This window comes from Micromonospora sp. NPDC002575 (assembly GCF_042889525.1).
GTDB lineage: Bacteria > Actinomycetota > Actinomycetes > Mycobacteriales > Micromonosporaceae > Micromonospora > Micromonospora carbonacea.
In genome coordinates, this window is record NZ_JBIARA010000017.1 from 95,361 (window position 1) to 117,565 (window position 22,205).

General features: G+C 75.2%; 20 protein-coding genes. 9 read left to right on the forward strand and 11 right to left on the reverse strand.

Going from position 1 to position 22,205, the window contains the following annotated elements:
• Positions 1-142: 142 nt before the first annotated feature.
• From ACFYWL_RS23590 to ACFYWL_RS23600, 3 genes are all read right to left on the reverse strand, one after another.
• The gene (locus ACFYWL_RS23590; protein ID WP_386976286.1) at positions 143-1,774 is read right to left on the reverse strand and encodes an ABC-F family ATP-binding cassette domain-containing protein; all 1,632 of its coding nucleotides are present in this window, start codon (positions 1,772-1,774) and stop codon (positions 143-145) included.
• 227 nt (positions 1,775-2,001) lie between these two features.
• Positions 2,002-2,796, reverse strand: a complete 795-nt coding sequence (locus ACFYWL_RS23595) for a class I SAM-dependent methyltransferase (RefSeq protein ID WP_386976289.1) — start codon at positions 2,794-2,796, stop codon at positions 2,002-2,004.
• A gap of 130 nt (positions 2,797-2,926) precedes the next feature.
• Complete coding sequence (locus tag ACFYWL_RS23600; protein ID WP_386976291.1) at positions 2,927-3,979, reverse strand: LacI family DNA-binding transcriptional regulator; 1,053 nt, start codon at positions 3,977-3,979, stop codon at positions 2,927-2,929.
• 464 nt (positions 3,980-4,443) lie between these two features.
• Between ACFYWL_RS23600 and ACFYWL_RS23605 the strand changes: the two genes are divergently transcribed.
• On the forward strand, positions 4,444-6,543 hold the full coding sequence (locus ACFYWL_RS23605) for a cellulase family glycosylhydrolase (protein WP_386976294.1): 2,100 nt from the start codon (positions 4,444-4,446) through the stop codon (positions 6,541-6,543).
• 101 nt (positions 6,544-6,644) lie between these two features.
• Here ACFYWL_RS23605 and ACFYWL_RS23610 read toward each other — a convergent pair whose 3' ends face one another.
• A complete protein-coding gene (locus ACFYWL_RS23610) occupies positions 6,645-7,472 on the reverse strand; it encodes a PIG-L family deacetylase (protein WP_386976297.1) in 828 nt (275 codons plus the stop codon).
• Positions 7,473-7,545: 73 nt separating this feature from the next.
• Here ACFYWL_RS23610 and ACFYWL_RS23615 point away from each other — a divergent pair, with 73 nt between their 5' ends.
• Positions 7,546-8,259 (forward strand): hypothetical protein, encoded by a 714-nt coding sequence (locus ACFYWL_RS23615; protein WP_386976300.1) that lies wholly within the window; start codon positions 7,546-7,548, stop codon positions 8,257-8,259.
• Here the strand turns inward: ACFYWL_RS23615 and ACFYWL_RS23620 are convergent.
• Positions 8,219-9,076, reverse strand: coding sequence for an IclR family transcriptional regulator (locus ACFYWL_RS23620; RefSeq protein ID WP_386976303.1), 858 nt, complete (start codon positions 9,074-9,076; stop codon positions 8,219-8,221). The genes ACFYWL_RS23615 and ACFYWL_RS23620 overlap by 41 nt on opposite strands.
• Before the next feature lie 135 nt (positions 9,077-9,211).
• On the opposite strand from ACFYWL_RS23620, the gene ACFYWL_RS23625 reads away from it, so the two are divergent.
• The gene (locus ACFYWL_RS23625) at positions 9,212-10,147 is read left to right on the forward strand and encodes an acetaldehyde dehydrogenase (acetylating) (protein WP_386976306.1); all 936 of its coding nucleotides are present in this window, start codon (positions 9,212-9,214) and stop codon (positions 10,145-10,147) included.
• Positions 10,144-11,157, forward strand: coding sequence for a 4-hydroxy-2-oxovalerate aldolase (gene dmpG / locus ACFYWL_RS23630; protein WP_386976309.1), 1,014 nt, complete (start codon positions 10,144-10,146; stop codon positions 11,155-11,157). Before ACFYWL_RS23625 ends, dmpG begins: the two co-directional genes overlap by 4 nt.
• 27 nt (positions 11,158-11,184) lie before the next feature.
• Here dmpG and ACFYWL_RS23635 read toward each other — a convergent pair whose 3' ends face one another.
• The 6 genes from ACFYWL_RS23635 to ACFYWL_RS23660 form a co-directional block, all read right to left on the reverse strand.
• Positions 11,185-12,024 (reverse strand): hypothetical protein, encoded by an 840-nt coding sequence (locus tag ACFYWL_RS23635; protein ID WP_386976312.1) that lies wholly within the window; start codon positions 12,022-12,024, stop codon positions 11,185-11,187.
• Positions 12,021-12,530 carry a sigma-70 family RNA polymerase sigma factor gene (locus ACFYWL_RS23640; RefSeq protein ID WP_386976315.1) on the reverse strand — a complete coding sequence of 170 codons (510 nt, stop codon included), beginning with the start codon at positions 12,528-12,530 and terminating at the stop codon, positions 12,021-12,023. Before ACFYWL_RS23640 ends, ACFYWL_RS23635 begins: the two co-directional genes overlap by 4 nt.
• 104 nt (positions 12,531-12,634) lie before the next feature.
• Positions 12,635-13,261 (reverse strand): hypothetical protein, encoded by a 627-nt coding sequence (locus ACFYWL_RS23645; RefSeq protein WP_386976318.1) that lies wholly within the window; start codon positions 13,259-13,261, stop codon positions 12,635-12,637.
• Between the two features lie 180 nt (positions 13,262-13,441).
• Positions 13,442-15,037: a PucR family transcriptional regulator ligand-binding domain-containing protein gene (locus tag ACFYWL_RS23650; RefSeq protein WP_386976321.1), complete on the reverse strand. Its 1,596-nt coding sequence runs from the start codon at positions 15,035-15,037 to the stop codon at positions 13,442-13,444.
• Between the two features lie 80 nt (positions 15,038-15,117).
• Entirely contained in the window at positions 15,118-17,853 is a 2,736-nt protein-coding gene (locus ACFYWL_RS23655) for a molybdopterin-dependent oxidoreductase (protein WP_386976324.1), read from the reverse strand.
• Positions 17,850-18,683 carry an FAD binding domain-containing protein gene (locus tag ACFYWL_RS23660; protein WP_386976327.1) on the reverse strand — a complete coding sequence of 278 codons (834 nt, stop codon included), beginning with the start codon at positions 18,681-18,683 and terminating at the stop codon, positions 17,850-17,852. Before ACFYWL_RS23660 ends, ACFYWL_RS23655 begins: the two co-directional genes overlap by 4 nt.
• A 353-nt stretch (positions 18,684-19,036) precedes the next feature.
• On the opposite strand from ACFYWL_RS23660, the gene ACFYWL_RS23665 reads away from it, so the two are divergent.
• The 5 genes from ACFYWL_RS23665 to pucL all read left to right on the forward strand — a co-directional run bounded on the left by ACFYWL_RS23665 (position 19,037) and on the right by pucL (position 22,203).
• On the forward strand, positions 19,037-19,189 hold the full coding sequence (locus ACFYWL_RS23665) for a hypothetical protein (protein ID WP_386976330.1): 153 nt from the start codon (positions 19,037-19,039) through the stop codon (positions 19,187-19,189).
• Entirely contained in the window at positions 19,182-20,291 is a 1,110-nt protein-coding gene (locus ACFYWL_RS23670; protein WP_386976333.1) for an XdhC family protein, read from the forward strand. Before ACFYWL_RS23665 ends, ACFYWL_RS23670 begins: the two co-directional genes overlap by 8 nt.
• 207 nt (positions 20,292-20,498) lie before the next feature.
• Complete coding sequence (gene uraD / locus ACFYWL_RS23675; RefSeq protein ID WP_386976336.1) at positions 20,499-21,005, forward strand: 2-oxo-4-hydroxy-4-carboxy-5-ureidoimidazoline decarboxylase; 507 nt, start codon at positions 20,499-20,501, stop codon at positions 21,003-21,005.
• A complete protein-coding gene (gene uraH, locus ACFYWL_RS23680; RefSeq protein ID WP_386976339.1) occupies positions 20,992-21,345 on the forward strand; it encodes a hydroxyisourate hydrolase in 354 nt (117 codons plus the stop codon). The genes uraD and uraH overlap by 14 nt, the downstream gene beginning before the upstream one ends.
• A 3-nt stretch (positions 21,346-21,348) precedes the next feature.
• Positions 21,349-22,203, forward strand: coding sequence for a factor-independent urate hydroxylase (gene pucL, locus ACFYWL_RS23685; RefSeq protein WP_386976342.1), 855 nt, complete (start codon positions 21,349-21,351; stop codon positions 22,201-22,203).
• The last annotated feature ends 2 nt before the right edge of the window (positions 22,204-22,205 follow it).

Sequence of the window (22,205 nt, forward strand, 5' to 3'; positions counted from 1 at the left end):
CATCATGTCACGGGCCCGCCGGGTAGGAAGCTCGTCGGGCCCCGGCTGCCGGCCACCGCGGCGGGCCGCCCCTCGCGCGCCGCCGACGGCCTGGGCCGGAGCACACACCCCCCAAAGCGTCCTAGGACAAAGGGCGTGCCGGTCACCGCGGCCCGTCGATCCCGGTGAGCCGGCCGGCTGCCAACCGGAGCCAGCGGCTCACCCCGATCGCGGCCAGGAACCGTTCGTCGTGGCTGACCACGACGAACGCGCCCCGGTACGCCAGCAGCGCGCCCTCGAGCTGGGCCACGCTGGCCAGGTCGAGGTTGTTGGTGGGCTCGTCGAGCAGCAGCAGTTGCGGCGCCGGCTCGGCGTTCAGGACGCACGCCAGCGTGGCGCGCAGCAGCTCGCCGCCGGACAACACGCCGACCGGCAGGTGGGCGCGGGCGCCGCGGAACAGGAAGCGGGCCAGCAGGTTCATCCGTTCCGCCTCGGCCCGCGTGGGCGCGAAGGCGGCGAGGTTCTCGGCGACCGTGCGGTCCGGGTCGAGCAGGTCGAGGCGCTGCGACAGGTACGCCACCCGGCCCTGCGCCCGCGTGGCGACGCCGGTGACAGGCTCCTGGTGCCCGCCGATCAGCCGGAGCAGGGTGGACTTGCCCGCGCCGTTGGGCCCGACGAGGGCGATCCGCTCGGGGCCGCGGATGTCCAGGCCGACGCCGTCGCCGTCGAAGACCGGCCGCCCGTCGTACGCGGCCTGCAGGGCCTCGCCGTGGAAGACGGTGCGACCAGCGGGCACCGTCGTCTCCGGCAGGTCGAGGGCGAGGTGGTCGTCCCGGCGGGCGGCCCCGCTCGCCTGGTCCAGCCGGGCCTGCGCCTCGGCGAGGCGCGAGGCGTGCACGTCGTGGGACCGGGCCGCCGACACCTGCGCGTCGCGCTTGAGGTTGCCGGCGACGATCCGGGCCAGCCCCGCGTCGGCCAGGTTGCGCGAGGCGGTGGAGGCGCGGCGGGCGGCCCGCTCACGGGCCTGCTGGAGCTCGCGCTTCTGCCGCTTGACGTCCTGCTCGGCCTGCCGCACCTGCCGCTCGGCGACCTCCCGCTCGGCCCGCGCCGCCTGCTCGTACTCGGTGTGGTTGCCGCCGTACCAGCGGATTCCGCCGTGGTCGAGGGCGGCGATGCGGTCCATCTCGTCCAGCAGCGCCCGGTCGTGGCTGACCACGAGCAGGCAGCCGGTCCAGGAGCGCAGCACGGCGGTCAGCCGCGCCCGCGCCTCGCCGTCGAGGTTGTTGGTCGGCTCGTCCAGCAGCAGCACGTCGGGCCGCTTGAGCAGCTGGGCGGCGAGGCCGAGGGACACCACCTCGCCGCCGCTGAGGGTGCCGAGCCGCCGGTCCAGCGCCACGCCGCCCAGCCCGAGGCGGTCGAGTTCGGCGCGGCTTCGTTCCTCGACGTCCCAGTCGTCGCCGATCGTCGTGAAGTGTTCCTCGGCGGCGTCGCCGGCCTCGATGGCGTGCAGCGCGGCGACGACGTGGTCGATCCCGAGCGCCTGGGCGACCGTCTGCTGCCGGGCGAAGGGCAGGTGCTGGGGCAGGTATCCCAGCGTCCCCTCGACGGTGACGCTGCCGCCGGTGGGCCGCAGCTCGCCGGCGACGAGCCGCAGCAGGGTCGACTTGCCGGCGCCGTTGGGCGCGACCAGGCCGGTGCGCCCGCCGGGGACGGAGAACGAGAGGTCCTGGAAGACCGGGGTGCCGTCCGGCCAGGAGAAGGACAGGGCGGAGCTGACGACATGACTGTCGGACATGGGAACCTCAGCAGACAGGTGGTCCGGGCGCGCGCACGCGCTGCCCGGCGCGAGCGGGGCATGACGACATGGGCGACGCGACGGCGGGTCGGCCCTGCTCCGTCGGTCACCGCTCCGGGGCTCTCACCCGGAGATGTCGTCGTCACCTGCCACGCTGTGCTCCCCTCTCGGCAACTCGAGCCAGGATAGCTCACCGGGCCGTCCCCGCCCGACGTCGTGGATCGGGCTCAGGCCGCGCCGCGGCGTCGCGCGGCGCGGCCACTGATCTGGATGAAGTGGAAACCGTTCACGATCACCCGGTGATCGCCGAGCGCCTCGGTCGCCGCCGCCAGATCGGCGTCGGTCAGGCCCTGCGCCAGCAGCGCGTCGCGCAGCTGCGGGATGCTGGCACGCAGCAGCCGGCAGCCCGGATCGCCGCCGCGCCAACTGCCTCCCCGCACCTGGAAGGCCACCTCGGTGAGGCCCGCCGCGACGAAGGCCGCGGGAGCCCGCTGGGGCCACGCGAGGTCGAAGCCGGCGGCCACGAGAGCCGCCGTGTGGGCCGCCATGTAACGGGTCAGCACGTCGGCGGTCGCCTCGTCCGGCGCGTACGTCACGAAGTTGCCGGGGGCGGGCGTGAACTCGCCTACGAGCAGCACGCCGCCGGGCGCCACCGCGGCGACCATCCGCCGCAGGGCCTCCTCGCGGCGGGGCAGGTGGCCCAGCAGCAGGCGGGCATGTACGAGGTCGAAGATGCCCAGCGGCTCGTCGGCGACGATGTCGTGTCGGCGGACGGCCAGCCGCGCACGGGCCGGGATGTGCTGCGGCGCGATGTCGGTGGCGACCACCTCGGCGGCCCGCTCGGCCAGCCACGCGGCGATGCTCCCCGCGCCGGCGGCCACCTCGAGGCAGCGCTTGCCGTCCAGTTCGGTCAGCTCGCCGAGCAGCTCACGGGTCGACCCGTCCAGCAGGTCGGCCAGCGCGTCGTGGTGGCTGCCGGCCTGTTCGCTCGCGTTGTCGAACGCGTAGCCCTTCGTGCGCATCTCACCATCGTGCACCGTGGCTCTGACCAAACGGTGACGCGCCCTCCCGCCGGGCGGCCGGGCCACCCCCTGCGCCAGCCGCGCACCCGGGGTCTGACGGGCCGGGGGACCCGTGCCGGCCGGGGCCGCGTCAGCCCGCCGGCGGTGCGGTGCTCTGCCGGACCGTGAGGGTCGTCGCCAGCTCCAGTCGCACCTGGGCGGTGCGTTCCCCCCGCCCGAGGGCGAGCGCCAGCTCGGTGGCGGTGGCGGCCATCTCGGCCAGCGGCTGGTGGACGGTGGTCAGCGGGGGGTCGACCAGCGCCGCCAGCGGCAGGTCGTCGAAGCCCACCACGCTGAGGTCGGCGGGGATCCGCAGCCCGCGCTCCCGCGCGGCCTGGTAGACGCCGAGGGCCTGCTGGTCGTTGCAGGCGAAGATCGCCGTGGGCCGGTCGGGTCGGCCCAGCAGGTCGAGCGCGGCGGACCGGCCGTCGACGTGGTTCAGCCCGGTGTGGACGACCAGGCCGGGCCCCACCGGCAGCCCCGACGCGTCGATGGCGGCCCGGTAGCCGTCCAGCCGGGCCCGGCAGCACAGGACGTGCTCCGGGCCCCCGATCATCGCGATGCGCCGGTGGCCCAGCTCGATCAGGTGGCGGGTGGCGGACCTGCCGCCGGCCCAGTTCGTCGCCCCGACGAACGGCACGTCGTCGGGCAGCTCGGCGGTGGGATCGAAGACCACGAACGGGATCCCGCGGGCGCGTAGCTGGTCGTGCTGCTCCGCGCCGAGCTGGGCGACCACCACCAGGCAGTCCGGGCGGCGGGAGAGGGTGTCGTCGATCCAGTACCGGATCGCGTTGTGCTGCGGGCCGAACTCCGTCAGGACGACGCCGACCCGCTGCTTCCGGGCCGCCCGCTCGACGCCGCGGATGATCTGCAGGCCCCACATGTCCTCGATCTCGTCGAAGACGAGCTCCATCATGTTGCTGCGGGTGACCGGCGCCGACCGACGGTATCCGTGCTGGCTGAGGGCCGCCTCCACCCTGGCCCGGGTGTCGGCGGAGACGCCGGACCTCCCGTTGATCACCTTTGACACGGTCGGAATCGACACTCCGGCCGACCGGGCGATGACGGCGATCGTCACCGGCCTGGTCGAATCGGTGACCGAACCCGCCTCGTCGGCCGGCTCGCCCGACTCGCCGTGCGTCAACCCGGCCTCCTCTGCAACGCTCCCGCGGCGGCCACCCGCCACGCCGACGCCGCCGTGTGGCGGGCCACCAGCGTCGTTCCGCGCGCAAGGATAGCCGTTCGGCCGTCGCCCGGCGGGCACCGACGGCTTTCCACGCTTGATCTGAAAGTTTCCGAAGTGGATCGCCACACGCTGGCCAGGCTTTTCGCCTGGCGGGGACCCGGCGGCACCGCCGCTCGCCGGGCCCCTGCCCCGGGGAAGGCGAGGTTCATTGACGCACATCACCGGTTGACGTACCGTCGGGCCGGAAACTTTCGGCCTTGACGGACCGATCGTTTCCATTCGGGAGCCTTGAAGGTCGCGGCGGACGCCTGGGCAGCGTCCGCACACTCCGCATTCTCCGGGCGCGCGGGCGGGCAGCGCTGTCGGTCCGCCCGCGCGGCCCCGCGTACCCCCTCAACCGCCACCATGGCGAGGAGTCCCTGATGAGTTCGCAGTACCTCGGAAAGACGCGACGGCGGATCGGCCTGATCGCCGCCGCGGTCGCCACGCTGATGATGGCGGGCACGATGGTCGCCGGCAACGCCCAGGCGGCGGCCGGCTGCCGGGTGGCGTACGCGGTGCCGTCCCAGTGGCAGGGCGGCTTCACCGCCGACGTGTCGGTCACCAACCTCGGCGACGCGGTCAACGGGTGGACGCTGGGCTGGACGTTCCCGTCCGGCCAGCGGGTCACCCAGGCGTGGAACGCCACGGTCACCTCGTCGGGTGACCAGGTCACCGCGAAGAGCATGAGCTACAACGCGGCGATCGCCACGAACGGCTCGGTCTCCTTCGGCTTCAACGGCTCGTGGTCAGGCAGCAACACCGCACCGACCTCGTTCACCCTCAACGGTGTGGCCTGCACCGGGAGCGTGGGCGGCACGCCGACCCCGACCCCGACCAGCACCCCTCCCCCGTCCCCGACGCCCACCACCTCGCCGTCGCCGTCGCCGGGTGGGGACGCGATGGCCACGGTCGCGGCGATGCAGCCCGGATGGAACCTGGGCAACACCTACGACGCCATCCCCGACGAGACCGCCTGGGGCAATCCGCCGGTGACCCAGGCCCTGCTGCAGAAGATCCGTTCGCAGGGCTACCGCAGCATCCGGATCCCGGTGACCTGGAGCAACCACCACGGGCCCGCACCGACTTACACCCTCGACCCGGCCTGGCTGGCCAAGGTCCGGCAGGTCGTCGACTGGTCGCTGGCGGAGGGTCTCTACGTGTTGGTCAACCTGCACCACGACTCCTGGCAGTGGATCAACACCTATCCCAGTGACCGCACGAACGTGATGAACCGGTACACCGCGCTGTGGACCCAGCTCGCCACCACCTTCCGCGACTACTCCTCGAAGCTGACGTTCGAGAGCATCAACGAGCCGCAGTTCACCGGCACGTCCGGGGATGCCCAGAGCGACGAGGTGCTGCGCGAGCTGAACGTCGCGTTCGTCCGCCTGATGCGCCAGTCCGGGGGCAACAACGCCACCCGGCTGCTCGTGCTGCCCACCCTCTACACCAACTCCAACCAGGAGCGGCTCGACGCGCTGACGGCCACGATCGACCAGCTCGGGGACCGCAACATCGCCGCGACCGTCCACTTCTACGGCTGGTGGCCGTTCAGCGTCAACATCGCCGGCGGCACCCGCTACGACAGCAACGTCGAGCAGGACATCGTCGACGGCTTCGACCGCGTCCAGCAGACGTTCGTCTCCCGGGGCATCCCGGTGATCGTCGGCGAGTGGGCGCTGCTCAGCTACGACTACACCCGGCCCGGCATCATCGAACGCGGCGAGCTGCTCAAGTTTTTCGAGGCCGTCGGCTACCACGCCCGGATCCGCAAGCTCACCACGATGCTCTGGGACGCGGGCTCGTTCCTCAACCGCAACACGCTGCAATGGCGGGACCAGGGCATCTACGACATGATGAAGGCGAGCCTGACCACCCGCTCCGCCACCGCCTCCTCGGACCAGGTCTACGTGCCCCGCACCGGCGCCATCACCAGCAGGTCGCTCACCCTGAACCTCAACGGGGCGACCTTCCAGGGCCTCCGGCAGGGCAGCACCAACCTGGTCTCCGGCACCGACTACACCGTCTCCGGCACCACCCTCACCCTGACCGCCTCGGCCCTGACCCGGCTGGTCGGCAGCCGCGCCTACGGCGTCAACGCCACCATCGAGGCCCGCTTCTCGCAGGGCGTGCCGTGGCAGATCAGCATCATCACCTACGACCCGCCGACCCAGGCGGCGGCCACCGGGACGACCAGCTCGTTCACCATCCCGACCCAGTTCCGCGGGGACCAGCTCGCCACCATGGAGGCCACGTACGCCGACGGCAGCCCCGCCGGCCCGGCCAACTGGACCCCCTACAAGGAGTTCTGGTCCAACTTCCAGCCCGACTACACGGCGAACACGATCATCATGAAGCCCGAGTTCTTCGCCGAGGTCAAGGACGGCCCGGTCACGCTGACGTTCCACTTCTGGAGCGGCACGAAGATCAAATACCAGGTGACCAAGTCCGGGACGTCTGTCACCGGGGCGCCCGCCTGACCCACGCCGGCAACAGGCGGGGCCCGCAGCCAGGCGGCTGCGGGCCCCGTCGCGTCGGGGAACAGCGGGGATACGGGCCCGCCGGGGCGGGCGCGTCCGCCTCAGCGCAGCCCGGCGAACAGGTCGTCCTCGGGCGTCGGCGCACCGGTGGTGTCGCGGACCCGGACGAAGGTCTCCATGCCCATCAGCTCGGTGAACCGTTCCTGGCCGAGTTGCAGGAAGAAGATGTTCTCCGCCTGGCTGGCGTGCGTGGCCAACGACGCGAACTTCTGCGCGCCGTAGGCGCTCGTGTCCACCCAGGTGGTGATCTCCTCGTCGGGCAGGCCGATCGGCGGCAGCTCCGAGGGCGCGTCCGGCTCTGGGAACTCGACGCCGATCTCCTTCATGGCGCGGCCGAACTCCTGGAACGCGCTGCGCGGCACCGTGGTCCAGTAGACCTTCGCCGGGATGCCCGTCCGCTCGACGGCGGCCATCGTGATGCGGTGCGCCTGGATGTGGTCGGGGTGGCCGTAGAAGCCGTTCTCGTCGTAGGTGACGACGACGTCGGGCCGGTAGCGCCGCATCAGCTCGGCCAGCCGGTCGGCCGCCTCCGCCACCGGCGTGTTCCAGAACGCGCCCGGCGCGTCGTTGGTCGCCCACCCCATCATGCCCGAGTCGGCGTAGTCCAGCGTCTCCAGGTGCGTGACCTTCAACGCCTCGCAGCTGGCCGCCAACTCGGCCCGGCGCATCGCCACCACGGCCTGCGGGTCGTGCCCCTCGTCGCCCGGCTTGACGCCGCCGGGGCCGTCGCCGCACCGCCCGTCGGTGCAGGTCACGAGCACCGTCGTGACGCCCTCCGCCGCATACCGGGCGAGGACGCCGCCGGTGCTGGTCGCCTCGTCGTCGGGGTGCGCGTGCACCGCCATCAGGGTCAGGGTTCGCTGGGCCACCCCACCACGATACGGGGCGGGCCCGGCCCACTAGCATTGCCGCGGTCCACGACGTCTGCTGAATCGAGGCGAGATGCGTTGGCTGCGGCAGTTGCTGGGTGGCAACCGGGTCCAGCTCGACCCGGAGCGGCAGCAGACGCTGCTGCGCGACGTCCGGCACCGCTACGGCGCCCGCTCGCCGCAGCGGTTCCCGGAGCAGGCCGAGGCGATCGCCCGGCTGCTGGACGGCGACGACGGGCTGGTGGTGGCGGCCCGGATCCTGGGCGAGGCCGCCGACGAGGCCCACGCGGAGCTACAGGCCCAGGTGCACGACGTGCACCGGCGCACGGGCCGGCGGCTGCTGCTGCACCGGCGCAACTACCGGCCGCTGTGGAAGGAGGCCGGGCCCTCGCTGCGGTGGCCCCTGTTCGCGCTGCCGTCCGGCCTGCACCCGTACGCGCAGGTGGCCGCAGCCGCCGCGGTGGTCGGCAGCCGAGCCGACCGGCTCGACCGGGTGACCGACCCGACCCCGCTGGTGACCCACGTGTTCGAGGTGCTCGACCTCACCACCGCCGGCTGGGAGTACGGGCGGGTGCGGGTGGACACCGACGCCGCCGCGCTGGCCGAGCGCCTGATCGCGGCCGCTGGGCGGGTCCTCGCCACCATGGACGACCCGCCCCGGCTGCCGCCCGCGGTGCGCGAGCTGATGCGCCGCAACAACACCCTCGACGTGCACGACCCGGCCGGGCCCCGGGTGGTCGGCGGGTTCAACCCCGGCGCGCGGATGCGGGAGGTCCTGCTGGCCTGAGAACGGGCGGGCCCGCCCGGGACAGGACGCGGGAGAGGGCGAGACCGGCGGTGCGTACCGCCGGGGCGAGCCGGGCCGGCGGCAGCTGGTGGGCGGGCACCGAAATGGACAGCGCGGCGACGATCTGGCCGTGCACCAGGACGGGCGACGCCACGCAGGAGAGCCCGGGGGCCGCCTCCTGCCGGTCGTAGCCCACCCCCGAGTAGCGGATCTGGGCCAGTTCGTCGGCGAGCCGCCCCGGGTCGGTGATCGAGTGCGCGGTCAGCCGGGGCAGCGGCTGCGCCAGCACCTCGTCGATGAGGTCCTGCCCGCACCACGCGAGCAGCACCTTGCCGACGCCGGTGCAGGTCAACGGCAGGCGTCCGCCGACCCGCGACGGCGTGTCGATCCCCGCGTGCCCGCGGATCTTGTCGGCGTAGATCACGTCGAGGCCGTCGCGGACGCCGAGGTGGATGGTCTCGTGGGTGGCCTCGTAGAGGTCCTGCATGAACGGCAGGGCGGCCTCGCGCAGGCGCAGCTTGACCGGCACGAGTTCGCCCAGCTCGAACAGCCCGATGCCGAGCCCGAACCCCGCCGGGGCGCGTTGCAGCAGCCCCAGCTCGACGAGCTGTTCGGCCAGCCGGTGCACGGTGGCCTTCGGCAGGCCCGTGCGCCGGGACAGCTCGGTCAGGCGCAGGGCCTCCTCCGCCGGACGGAACGCGCGCAGCAGCCGTACCCCCCGGTCGAGCACGTTGCCGCGCGCGGGCCCGGCAGCGTCGGGCGCCGACGCCCCCGGGCTGTCGGCGTCGGCGGATTGTTCCCTGTTGTTCCGCGGCATGGAACACAAGGTTGCCAGCGGGTGGGCGCGGCGTCTACACCTGGAGACCGGGCTGCCGGGTCGCGCCGGCATGACCGTCCCGCCGGGCGGAACGGCCGGGGCGTCCGTTTCGTCCCCGGCCAAGGAGCAGGAGACATGTCCACGACGAAGGTCGCCATCATCGGCTCCGGAAACATCGGCACCGACCTGATGATCAAGATCCTGCGCGGGTCGGAGACGATGGAGGTCGCCGCCCTCGTCGGCATCGACCCGGCTTCCGACGGCCTGGCGCGGGCGGCGCGGCTCGGCGTGCCGGTCGTCTCGACCGGCGTGCGGGGGCTGCTCGACCACCCCGGCTTCGGCGACGTCCGGATCGTGTTCGACGCCACGTCGGCGCAGGCCCACCTCGCCAACGACGCCGCCCTGCGGGGAGCCGGCCTCACGCTCGTCGACCTGACGCCGGCGGCGATCGGCCCGTACGTGGTGCCGCCGGTCAACCTCGACGAGCACCTCGGCGCGCGCAACCTCAACATGGTGACCTGCGGCGGGCAGGCGACCATCCCGATCGTCGCGGCGATCTCCTCGGTCGCCACCACCCACTACGCCGAGATCGTCGCGTCGATCTCGGCGCGCTCGGCCGGGCCCGGCACCCGGGCCAACATCGACGAGTTCACCGAGACCACCGCGCGGGCGATCGAGCGGGTGGGCGGGGCCCGGCGCGGCAAGGCGATCATCGTGCTGAATCCCGCCGAACCGCCGCTGCTCATGCGCGACACCGTCTTCTGCGTCGTCGACGACTGCGACCGCGACGCGGTCACGGCGGCCGTGCAGGCCATGGCCGAGAAGGTCCGGGCGTACGTGCCCGGGTACCGGCTCAAGCAGGACGTCCAGTTCCGCAGGATCACGGCGCACAGCCCGGAGGCCGACCTCGTCCCGCACGCTCCGCCCGGGGACCGCTGGGTGGTCAGCGTGTTCCTCGAGGTGGAGGGGGCGGGCCACTACCTGCCCACGTACGCGGGCAACCTGGACATCATGACCTCCGCCGCGCGGCAGGTCGGCGAGCGACTGGCGACGGCGGTGACGGCCCGATGAACACCCGGATCTACGTACAGGACGTCACCCTCCGCGACGGCATGCACGCCATCCGGCACCGCTACACCCTCGACCACGTCCGGGCCATCGCCGCGGCCCTGGACGCGGCCGGCGTCGCCGCGATCGAGGTCTCGCACGGCGACGGGCTGGCCGGGAGCAGCCTCACCTACGGCCCCGGGGCGCACACCGACTGGGAGTGGATCGAGGCCGCCGCCGAGGTGGTGCGGCGGGCGACCCTCACCGGCCTCCTGCTGCCCGGCATCGGCACCGTGCGCGAGCTGCGCAGAGCCTGGGACCACGGCGTCCGCTCGATCCGCATCGCCACCCACTGCACCGAGGCCGACATCGCCAACCAGCACATCGCCGCCGCCCGGGAGCTGGGCATGGACGTCTCGGGCTTCCTGATGATGTCGCACATGACGCCGCCGAAGGCGCTCGCCGAGCAGGCGAAGATCATGGAGGCGGCGGGCGCGCACTGCGTCTACGTCACCGACTCCGGCGGCCGGTTGACCATGGACGGCGTCCGGGAGCGGGTGCGCGCGTACCGCGACGTGCTCGCGCCGGAGACGCAGGTCGGCATCCACGCCCACCACAACCTGGGCCTCGGCGTGGCCAACTCGGTCGTCGCCGTCGAGGAGGGGGTGTACCGGGTCGACGCGTCCCTCGCCGGCCAGGGCGCCGGCGCCGGGAACTGCCCGATCGAGGCGTTCGTCGCCGTCGCCGACCTCACCGGCTGGGAGCACGGCTGCGACCTGTTCGCGCTCATGGACGCGGCCGACGACCTCGTCCGCCCCCTCCAGGACCGCCCCGTGCGCGTCGACCGGGAGACGCTGACCCTGGGGTACGCCGGCGTCTACTCCAGCTTCCTGCGCCACGCCGAGGCCGCCGCCGCCGAGTACGGCCTCGACACCCGCAGCATCCTCGTCGAGGTGGGCCGCCGGCAGTTGGTCGGCGGCCAGGAGGACATGATCGTCGACATCGCGCTCGACCTGCGACGGCGGCGCACGTAGCGGCCGGCGCGGCCCCGGCCCGGGCGGTCAGCCCGGCGCGGGCCCGTTGTCGACCAGCCGGAACCGGGCGGTCACGGCCGCGTCGCCGGCCTCCTCCAGGATCAGCCCCCGGGTCGGCGAGTGTTGCAGGTACGCCGACTGGCTGCTGATCGCGTACGCCGAGCCGTCGCGGACGACGGTGAACCGCTGCCTCGGCTCGTCCCGCGCGCAGGGCGCCGCCTCGACCCGCAGCGGCTCGCTGCCCGACGACCGGACCTCCCAGCAGGTGTCGGCCCCGTCGGGGCCGGGCTCGGCGGCGCGGATCTGGTAGGTGTCGCCCTGCGGCGCGAACACGAACAGCTGGCGGCCCTCGTCCCCGTCGACCTCCGCCAGCCGGCCGTCGTCGAGCAGCGACACGCCGCCCGCCGAGGCCGCCACCCGCACGACGGTGACCTGACGCTGCCCGGACAGCACGGGGTCGCCGGCCGGGGGCCCGGCGGGCGGGCGGGACGATCCGGTGGGCGGGCCGGACGTGCCGCCCGGCCCGGACGACGTGCGCTCCGGCCCCGGTGAGCTGCGCTCCGGCGCGGGCGAGGTGCGCTCCGGCCCGGGGGACGTGCGGTCCGGCCCGGGCGACGCGGTCGGGGCGGAGGTGGGGCCGGCGGGCCCGACCGGGAGGGGGTGCGGCGGGCCGCCGGCCCGGGCCAGCGCGACACCCGCGCCGAGCGCGACGACGGCGAGGGCGGCGAGCGACACCGAGGCCGCCCGTCGCCGCCGGCGTCGGGCGTCGCCGCGCCGCCGGACGTCGGCGGCGGCGGGGACCCTCCCCCGCCCGCCGTGGCCCGCCAGCGCCCGCAGGGCGTCGGCGAGCTGGTTGTCAGAGCTCATGACCGCGCCCTTTCGTCCACGCCGTGGTGCTCCGGTTCGGTCAGGTGCGCGGCGAGGGCCCGGCGGCCCCGGGCCAGCCGCGTCTTGACGGTGTTCTCGTTGGCGCCGACCTCCGCCGCGATCTCCGCCACGCTCAGCCCGACCAGGTGGTGCAGCACCACGGCCCGCCGTTGCTCGGCGGGGATGTGTCGCAGCGCGGCCACGATCGCGACATGGTCGACCGAGACGGCGTCGACGCGCTGCCCGGTGGCCTCCCGGCGGTGGGCACGCATCCGGTTGACGGTCTTGCGCCAGGCGCTGACCGCCACCCGGTACGCCACCCGGCGCACCCACGCCTCCGGGCTGTCGCACCCCCGCACCACGGCCCAGCGGTCCCAGGCCCGGGCGTACGCCTCGGCCACCGCGTCCTCGGCCTCGGCCCGGTTGCCGATCATCGCGTACAACTGTCCCAGCAAACGGTGGGCGGACGCGGAGTAGAAGGCGTCGAACTCCGCGGCGTCACGCATCGGTCAAAGTCTCCGCCCGACCTGGTCGATTCCGTAAATGGGGGTCCTCCCGGGTGGCGTCGGCGGCCCGGCCGGGACACTACCGGCCGGGCCGCCGACGGCGGTCACCGGCGCGGGGCCGGTCCGGTGTCGTTGAACCGGAAGCTGCTGGCCGGCGGGGCGTCGCCCAGTTCCTCCAGGATCAGGCCCGAACGCGCGGAGTCGCGCAGGTACGCCCACCGGTTGCTGACCAGGTACTCGCGGGCCCCGCCGCCGGGGGCGGGCGCGATGGCGAACCGCTGCGCCGGGTCGTCGGCCCGGCAGGCGGCGCCGGCGACGTACAGCGGCTGGCCGTTGTCCGGGTTGCGCGCCTGCCAGCAGACCGGCTGCCCGGCGCCGCCGCCGTAGTACGCCTTGATCAGGTATTCCCCCGCGCCCAGCGGGGTCGGCACGAACACCTGCCGGCCACGGTCGTCGTCGACCTCGGCCAGCCGCCCGCCGTCGAGCAGCGACAGCCCCGACTCGAACGACCCCACCCGGACGATCGTGACGCGGCGCTTGCCCGACAGAACCGGGTCGGCGCTCGCCCGCGCCGCCGGGGCCGCCAGCGCCGCGGCACCAGGCGGCACCGCCGCCGGCAGCACTGTGGCCGGTGCGGCGTCACCGGCGGACGCCGACGCGCCGTAGAGCGTCGCGGCGGCGCCGGTCAGCACCGCCAGGCCCGCCGCGGCGAGCCACCTACGCACCAACACCGTTACCTCCCCACTGCCCCGCCTCCCGAGGCTCAGGCCGAGGCCGGCAGCCCTGCCGGCTGGCGGTCCTCACTCGACTCGACCTGATGACGCGCGAGGCGGGCGGCGGGTTTCAGTAGATTGCGCCGAAGTTCGAGGACGGCCGCCGCCCGCGCGCCGCGCCGGCTACGGCCGGCGGGGTCAGGAACCGGACGGCTCACCCAGCCGCAGGGCCAGGAAGAGGTCCACCCGGTCGGCGAACCGGTCAAGGTCGCGGCCGGTGAGCCGCTCGATCTGACCGATCCGGTACCGCAGGGTGTTGACGTGCACGTGCAGCGACTCGGCGCACCGCCGCCAGGCGCCGTTGGCGGACAGGAAGGCGTTCAGGGTGTGCACCAGGTCCGTGCCGTGCTGCCGGTCGTAGCCGGTCAGCGGGTCGAGCAGCCGGGACCGGAAGGCCCGCTGGGTGTCGGCCGGCACCCCGGCGAGCAGCATCAAATGGGAGGCCACCTCGTCGGAGCGGACCACGGCCACCGGCCCGGGCCGGGCCGCCGCCGCGCGCAGGGCGTGGGTGGCCTCCTGGACGAGGCCCGGCAGCGCCGTGGCGGCCCGGCCGGGGGTGCTGATCCCGACCGAGAGCCGCCCGACGCCCAGCCCGGCCGCCAGAAGGTCGAGGGCGTCGCGGAACGCGCCGGCCACGCTCGCGGCGGCCGGCCCGGACGCGGCGTCGCCCACCACCGCCAGCAGGGTCGCGTCCGGCGCGCCGTCGGGCGGCGCCGCCGTCACGGCCGCCGGCAGGCCCGTGGCGCGGATCGCCTCGCGCAGCACCGCCAGGGCCAACGCCGGGGGCGTCCGCAGGCCGGTCAGGGTCGCGGCCAGCGCGACGAAGCCCCGGTCCGGCGTCAGCCCGCAGGCCCGCAGCCGGGCCCGCAGGTCGGCCTCGTCGCCATCGCCGGCCAGCGCCCGACCCACCTGGTCGGCCAGGCGCTGCTCGACCCGCTCGGCCTCGTCGGCCTGGGTCCGTTCCAGGGCGACCACGTCGACCAGTTCGGCCAGCGCGTCGTCCCCGCCAGCGGTGGGCACCGCCGGCGGTTCCGGCCCGGCCGGGGCGCAGGCGAGCAGCCAGGAAGCCATCCGGTGCTCCGGGGATCCGGTGATCGCGGCGACCGACACCCGCATCCCGTCGACCCGGGTCGTGAACGGCAGCCGGGTGGCCGTCAGGAAGGCGGTGCACAGCTGCCGGGCGGCCGGGGCCGGCAACGGCGCGGTGCCGGCGATCAGCCGGCCGGTGGGCGCGAGCAGCCAGCACCGTACGCCCAGGTCGGCGGCGATGGCCGGCAGCAGGTCGGGCAGCCGGGCCCCGGCGGCCATCGCCGCGACCACCCCCCGCTGCCGGCCGAGCATGGTGGCCAGCCCGTTGGCCCGCTGCTTCCACACCGACGGCGCGAACGCCTCGATGACCTCGCGGAAGGACACCTCCACCGGAACCTCGAACAGGGTCACGCCGTGCCGGCGACACGCCTCGACCAGGTCGGCCGGCACCCGGCCGAGGGCGGCGTGCCCGGCGCCGATCGCGGTGACCCGGGCCGTGGCGCAGGCCCGGACGAAGTTCTCGGCGTCCGTGGCCCCCCGCCGCCACATCAGGCCGGTGAGCACCACCTCGCCGCCGCAGAGGTAGCGGCGGGGGTCGGGCAGGTCGGTGACGAAGACCTGGGTCACCGGCCGGTCCAGCCCGTCGCCGCCGGTGAGCAGGGTCAGCCTGAGGGCCGGCAGGGCCAGCGCGTCGCGTAGCAGCATCGTCATCCCCGTCGTCGAGGAACCCGATCGGCAAACGGTAGGACGGTGAGGTTTCCGTCTCGTATCGGATCCTCGCCGGTTCACGGCGGAACGTGCCGACCGTCCCGCCCGGACAGACGTTGCCAGACCCGGTCGCGGGTGAACGGCAGGTCGGTGAAGCGGACCCCGGTCGCGTCGCGCAGCGCGTTGGCCATGGCCGCGGCGACCGGGTTGAACGGGCTCTCGCTCATCGACTTCGCCCCGGCCGGTCCCAGCGGGTCGGCGGTGCGCGCGAAGTGCACCTCCGTACGCGGCACGTCGGCGAAGGTCGGCAGGTGGTAGTCGCGGAAGCCGGTGGTGGTCACCCGGCCCTCCGCGTCGAGGCGCACGTGCTCGGCGAGGGTGACGCCGAGCGCCTGCGCCACGCCCCCCTCGATTTGGGCGCGGCACTGCATCGGGTTGAGCACCGTGCCGGCGTCCGCGGCGTGCACGCTGCGCAGCACCCGGATCTCGCCGGTGTCGGGGTCGACGGCGACGCGGAACCAGTGGGCGTTGAACGCCGTCGACCGCTCGGCCCCGTCGGCGTGCCCGGTGGCGGTCGGCGGGACGCCCCGCGCGACGGCCAGCCGGTGCAGGTCGGCCAGGGGCAGCGGCTCGCCGCCGCCGTGGACGGCGTCGGGGCCCAGCCGCAGGCCGGCGGGGCCGACGCCGGGGCGGACCCCGGCGGCGACGTCGAGCAGCAGCGCGCGCAGCGCGGTGGCCGCCCGGAGCACGGCGGTGCCCGCCACCGTCGTGGCGGTGGAGGCGAACGCGCCGGTGTCGTGCCCGACCAGCGCGGTGTCCGACTGCCGGACCCGGATCCTGTCCACTGTGGCGCCCAGCACGTCGGCGGCGATCTGCCGGTGGACCGTGGTGGAGCCGTTGCCGAACTCGGCCGTGCCCACGTCGAGCTGGTAACCGCCGGTCGGGGTGAGGCTCAACCGGGCGCGGCCGTGGTGTCCCCCCGGCGGCCCGGTCGCGATCATGGCCACCGCGGACCCCTCGCCGACCAGCCATCCCGCCGGCGCGCCGGGCCCGGTGTCCGGCTCGGCCGCCGCGGCGCGGACGACGTCCAGGCACTGGTCGAGGCCGTAGCTGCGGATCGCGAGGTCGGCCGCGTGTCCGGCCGGGGTGATCAGGTCGTCGCCGGCGCGGACGACGTTGCGGGCGCGGAACTCCTGCGGCGCGATGCCCAGCCGGCGGGCCAGCTCGTCGACGGCGGACTCGACCGCGAAGGAGACCTGACCGAGGCCGTAGCCCCGGAAGGCCCCGGCCGGGACGGTGTTGGTGTAGACCGCGAAGGCGTCGATGCGCTTGGCGGGGCACCGGTAGACCGCCACCGACTCCGCGCAGCCGTGGAACAGCACCCCCGGCCCGTGGTTGCCGTACGCGCCGGTGTCGGAGACCACCCGCAGCCGCAGCGCGGTCAGCGTCCCGTCGCGCAGGCCGCCGACGCGGACCCGGACGGTGAACGGGTGCCGGGTGGTGGCGGCGGTGAACTGCTCGGCCCGGGTGAACTCCAGCTTCACCGGCCGCCCGGTGCGCAGCGCGGCGAGCAGCGCCACGTCCTCGACCAGCATCTCCTGCTTGCCGCCGAAGCCTCCCCCGACCCGGCCGGCGACCACCCGGATCCGCTCGGCCGGCAGGTCGAAGATCCGGGCGAGGGCCCGTCGGGTGAGAAACGGCGTCTGGGTGCTGCTGCGCACGACGATCCGCCCGTCCGGGTCGAACGAGACGATGGCGCAGTGCGTCTCCAGGTGCGCGTGCTGCACCCGCTGGGTGCGGAACGTCTCCTCGTACACCACGTCGGCGGCGGCGAACCCGGCGGCCACGTCGCCGCACTCGCCGTGCAGCTCGGCGGCCACGTTCCCGGCCGGCCGGGCGATCCGGGACCGCGCGTCCTTGTCGCCGTGGATCGCCGGCGCGCCCGCCCGCATCGCCCGCTCGGGATCGGTGACGGCGGGCAGCGCCTGGTATTCGACGCGGACCAGGGCGCAGCCCTGCTCGGCGGCGGCCTCGGTCTCGGCGACGACGGCGGCGACCCGCTGCCCGACGTGCCGGACCACGTCGTCGAGGACCCGGGTGTCGGCCGGGTCGTCGTCGGCGTTCTCGTGCTGGGCGGTGGAGAAGAGCGCCGCCGGGGCGTCCCGGTGGGTGAGCACGGCGAGCACGCCGGGCACCGCCAGGGCGGCGCTCGCGTCGATGTCGACGATCCGGGCGTGCGGCACGGTGGCGCGGACCAGCCGGACGTGGGCCAGCCCGGGCACCGAGACGTCGGCGGTGAACCGGGCCGCGCCGGTGACGATGTCGGGCCCCGCCGGGGCCGGCAGGTTACGGCCGACCGTCTCGCCCGGGGCGGCGTCCTCGATGGTGCGGACGCCGTGCAGCGCGTCGGCGATCGACCGGTAGCCGGTGCACCGGCACAGGTTGCCCTTCAGCGCGGCGGGCAGGTCGGCGCGCTGCGCCTCGTCGAGGGCGACGGCGGTCATGATGAGCCCGGCGGTGCAGAAGCCGCACTGGAAAGCCTGGGCGTCGAGGAACCGCTGTTGCGTCTCGGGCCCGCCGGGCACCGCGGCGACGCCCTCGATGGTGGTCACCTCGCGGCCGACGGCCCGCACGGCGGGATAGAGGCAACTGTGCACCGGCACGCCGTCGACGTGCACCGTGCACGCGCCGCAGTCGCCGGTGTCGCAGCCCTTCTTCACCCCGAACCAGCCCTGTTCGCGCAGGTAGCCGCGCAGGCACTGGCCGCCGGCCGGCGCGACGGCGCAGGGTTGGCCGTTGACCCGCACGCTCACCGCGCCGTCACCTGCGCCAGCTCGGCGCGGACCTGCTCGGCCAGCCGCAGGGTCATCCGCCGCCGCCACGCCGGCAGGCCGTGCACGTCGTCGTACCAGTCTCCGGCGGGGATCCGGGCGTCCAGCAGCTCGGCCAGCTCGCCCGGCCGGGGTGGGCCGGGCAGGGCGACGCCGACCGGCCGCCGGGTGGCGGCGGTCACGGTGAGGGTGAACGCCCCGGTGTCGGGGTCCCGGTGGCCGACGACGAGGGCCGCCGACCGGCCGAGCGGGTGCAGCGAGGCCCGCCGCAGCGCGAACCGGCCGCCCAGCACCCGCGCGGGCAGGCGGATCGTGTGCAGGTACTCGTCCGGTCGCAGCACCGTGACGCCCACGTCGCGGACCAGCCCGGTCGCCGGCACGCGCCGCCGCCGCCCGTCGAGGCTGCGGATCAGGCAGCTCCCCGCGGCGGCCGTGACCAGCGAGATCATCGGCCCGGCCGGCAGCGCCGCGCACAGGTTGCCGCCGACCGTCGCGACGTTCCGCACCTTGAACGAGGCGAGGAACGCGTCGCAGCAGTCCCGGACCAGCGGGCCCAGCGACGGCCAGCGCGGCGGCGGCGCGTACCGGGACAGCTCGGCGACGGTGCAGGTCGCGGCGATGTCGAGCCCCGGCTCGTCCGGGTCGGGACTGAACCGCAGCGGGGGCCAGCCCAGGGCGGTGAGGTCGCGCAGCCGGCGCGCCTGCGGTTGCGGCTGGGAGAAGAGATGGGTGCCGCCGCCGAGCCAGCGGTCACCCTCCCGCCATACGTCGGCGTCGGCGGCGATCACGTCGTGCACGGTGAACAGGTCCACAGGCTTCGCGCTTTCGTTCGGGGCGGATGCCGCCGGCCCAGGCGCGTGGGTCAGGGGGCGCGGGCCGGCGGCGGTGGCCGTTCAGGGGGAATCCAAGCAACCCGGCCGCCGGCGCGACAATGCGCGCCGGCGACAACACGGCCGGGGGCGGGCCCGGCTTCGTTGGACGAATCTCCAAACCACGGCGGGCATCGCCGCGCCCGGGGCGGACGCCCTTGACAGCCTCCCGGCCCGCTCCGCATGGTGGGCCGATCCGACGCCCGCTCGGGCAGCGGCCCCCGCGAGGAGGCAGCTCGTGGCCCGGCGCGGGCATCGGCAGGCGTGGGCGCTCCACCCGGCGCGAGGGAGACGTCGTGCAGCTGTCCCGTACCCCCGGTTCGTCCCCCGCCGTCGCCGGGCTGGTGCTCGCCGCCGGCGCCGGCCGCCGCTACGGCAGGCCCAAGGCGCCCGGGTTTCCCGCCGACGCGCCGCCCGCCGACGCCGACGGGCGGCCCGGCCGTGGATGAGGTGCTCGCCGAGCTGGCGCGCCGCTGCGCCGACGGCGACGCCGTCGGCCTGGCCACCGTCGTCGAGACCTGGCGCAGCGCCCCCCACCCGGCGGGCGCCGCGATGCTTGTCGGACCGGACGGCGCGGTCACCGGCAGCGTCTCCGGCGGCTGCGTCGAGGCCGCGCTGCACGACGCCTGCCGGGAGGCCGTGCGCACCGGGCGGCCCGCGCTGCTGCGCTTCGGGGTGACCGGCGCCGACGCGTTCGCGGCGGGCCTGACCTGCGGGGGCACCATCGAGGTGTACGTCGAACGGGTCGACCGCGCCGGCTTCCCGGAGCTGCCGGCGCTGGCCGGGGCCGTCCGCGCGGGCACGGCGGCGGCGGTGCTGACCTGCGTGCAGGGGCCGCCGGGGCGGCTCGGCCGGCGGATCGTGGCCGGGCCGGAGGGCCACCACGGCAGCCTCGGCGACCCGCGGCTGGACGGGGCGGCGCTGGCCGCCGGCCGCCGGCTGCTGGCCGCCGGCCGCAGCGGGCCGGTGCGGCTGCCGCCCGCCGGCCCCGGCGCGGCACAGCAGGTGAAGGTGCTGGTGCGCTCCTATCCCCCGCCGCCCCGGCTGATCGTGTGCGGCGCGATCGACGTGGCGGCCGAGCTGGCCCGCATCGGCGTCGTCCTCGGCTACCGGGTCACCGTCTGCGACGCCCGCGCGGTCTTCGCCACCGCGCGCCGCTTCCCGCAGGCGCGGGAGGTGGTGGTCGACTGGCCGCACCGCTACCTCGCGGCCGAGGCGGAGGCGGGGCGGCTGGACGGGCGCACCGCCGTCTGCGTGCTCACCCACGACCCGAAGTTCGACGTCCCGGTGCTGCGGCTGGCCCTCGGCCTGCCGCTGGGCTTCGTCGGGGCGATGGGCTCCCGGCGCACCCACCACGACCGGCTCGGCCGGCTCCGCGAGGCCGGCGTCACCGAGGCGGCGCTGGCCCGGCTGAGTTCCCCCGTGGGCCTGGACGTGGGGGGCCGCGACGCCGCCGAGATCGCGGTCAGCATCGCCGCGGAGATCGTCGCGGTGCGGCACGGCCGCGCGGGGGGCCGGCTGCGCGACGCCACCGGCAGCATCCACGGCTGACGCGCCCCGGCGGCGACGGCTGCGGGGACGGCTGCCAACGGCTGCGGCGACGGCGACGGCCGAGGGGGCCGGACCCGGCGGGCGGTTGGACGAACGTACAACGGCGGCACCGGGAGGCCCCGCGGTTTTGGTCATCGCGGCGCTGTCGACCCCGCCGGCCGGCCTGTTTGACTGCTCCTGCGGACGCGGGGCCAGGGGAGGCGAGCGGTGGGACGGATCGAGGAGTTCAACGCGCTCGCCGCGCAGCGGGCCGAGGACGAGCTGACGGCCTGCTGCGCCGCGCCCCGCTGGGCCCGCGAGGTCGCGGCCGGGCGGCCGTACCCGGACCTGGCCGCGCTGCTGGCCTCGGCGCACGCCGCCAGCGCGCGGCTGACCTGGCCGGAGGTCACGCAGGCGCTCGCCGCCCACCCGCGCATCGGCCAACGCCCGGCGGGGCAGCGCCGGGAGGACGGCTGGTCGCGCGGGGAGCAGTCCGGCCTGGACGCAGCCTCCGACCGGACCCGGGCCGAGATCGCCGAGGCCAACGAGGCGTACGAGCGCCGCTTCGGGCACCTGTTCCTGGTCTGCGCCGCCGGTCGCAGCGACGCGGAGCTGCTGGCCGCCGCGCGGGACCGGCTGGCGCACGACGAGGCCACCGAACGGGAGGTGGTGCGCGGGGAACTGGCGAAGATCGCCGCGCTGCGGATCAGGAAGCTGCTCGATGAGCCGGCCTGACGCGGGCGCGAGCGCGCCGCTGTCGACACACGTGCTGGACACGGTCGTCGGGGCGCCCGCGCCGGGCATCGGCGTCCGGCTCGACCGGCTCTCCGGCACCCGGTGGCGGCAGGTCGCCGCCGGCCGCACCGACGCCGACGGCCGGCTGCGCGACTGGGTGCCGGCGGCACAGTGGACGGCCGGGCGCTACCGACTCGTCTTCGACCTCGACGGACGCCCCGGGCCGGATCCCTTCTTCCCGGAGGTGGTGCTCACCTTCACCGTCGGCGACCCCGCGGCGCGCCTGCACCTGCCGCTGCTGCTCAGCCCGTTCGGCTACACCACCTACCGAGGGAGTTGACAGATGGGAATCGTGCTGGGGCCCAACCGGTACGGCAAGGCCCAGGTGCGTGTGGTCCACGTGGTCCGCGACGGCGACCGGCACACGCTGCGGGACCTCGACGTGCGTACCGCCCTCGCCGGAGACCTGGCCGCCACCCATCTCACCGGCGACAACAGCCAGGTGCTGCCGACCGACTCGCAGAAGAACACGGTGTACGCGTTCGCCCGCAGGCACGGCGTCGCCTCCCCCGAGGCGTTCGCGCTCCTGCTGGCCCGGCACTTCGTGCACAGCCAGCCGGCCGTGCGGCGGGCGGAGGTGGCGGTGCGGGAGTTCGGCTGGCAGCGGCTCGGGCAGCACTCCTTCCAGCGCGGCGGCGCGGAGACCCGCACCGCGACGGTCACCTACGACGGGGAAACCGCCCGGGTGGTGTCCGGGCTGACCGACCTGGTGCTGTTGAACACCACGAACTCCGAGTTCCACGGCTTCGTGCGCGACGAGTACACGACGCTGCCGGAGACCACCGACCGGATCCTGGCCACCGCCGTGGACGCCCGCTGGCGGCACCTCGACGCCGCCGCGGACTGGGACGCCGCCCACCGGCAGGTGCGCGAGGCGCTCGTCGCCGCGTTCGTCGAGACGTACAGCCGATCGTTGCAGCAGACCCTCTACGCCATGGGCCGCCGGGTGCTGGAGACCAGGCCGGAGGTGGCGGAGATAAAGCTGTCGCTGCCCAACCGGCACCACATCCCGGTCGACCTGTCGCCGTTCGGGCTGGACAACCCCAACGCCGTCTTCGTCGCCACCGACCAGCCGTACGGGGTGATCGAGGGCACCGTCGGCCGCGACGGCGCCGCCCCGGCCGACGGCGACTGGTGACG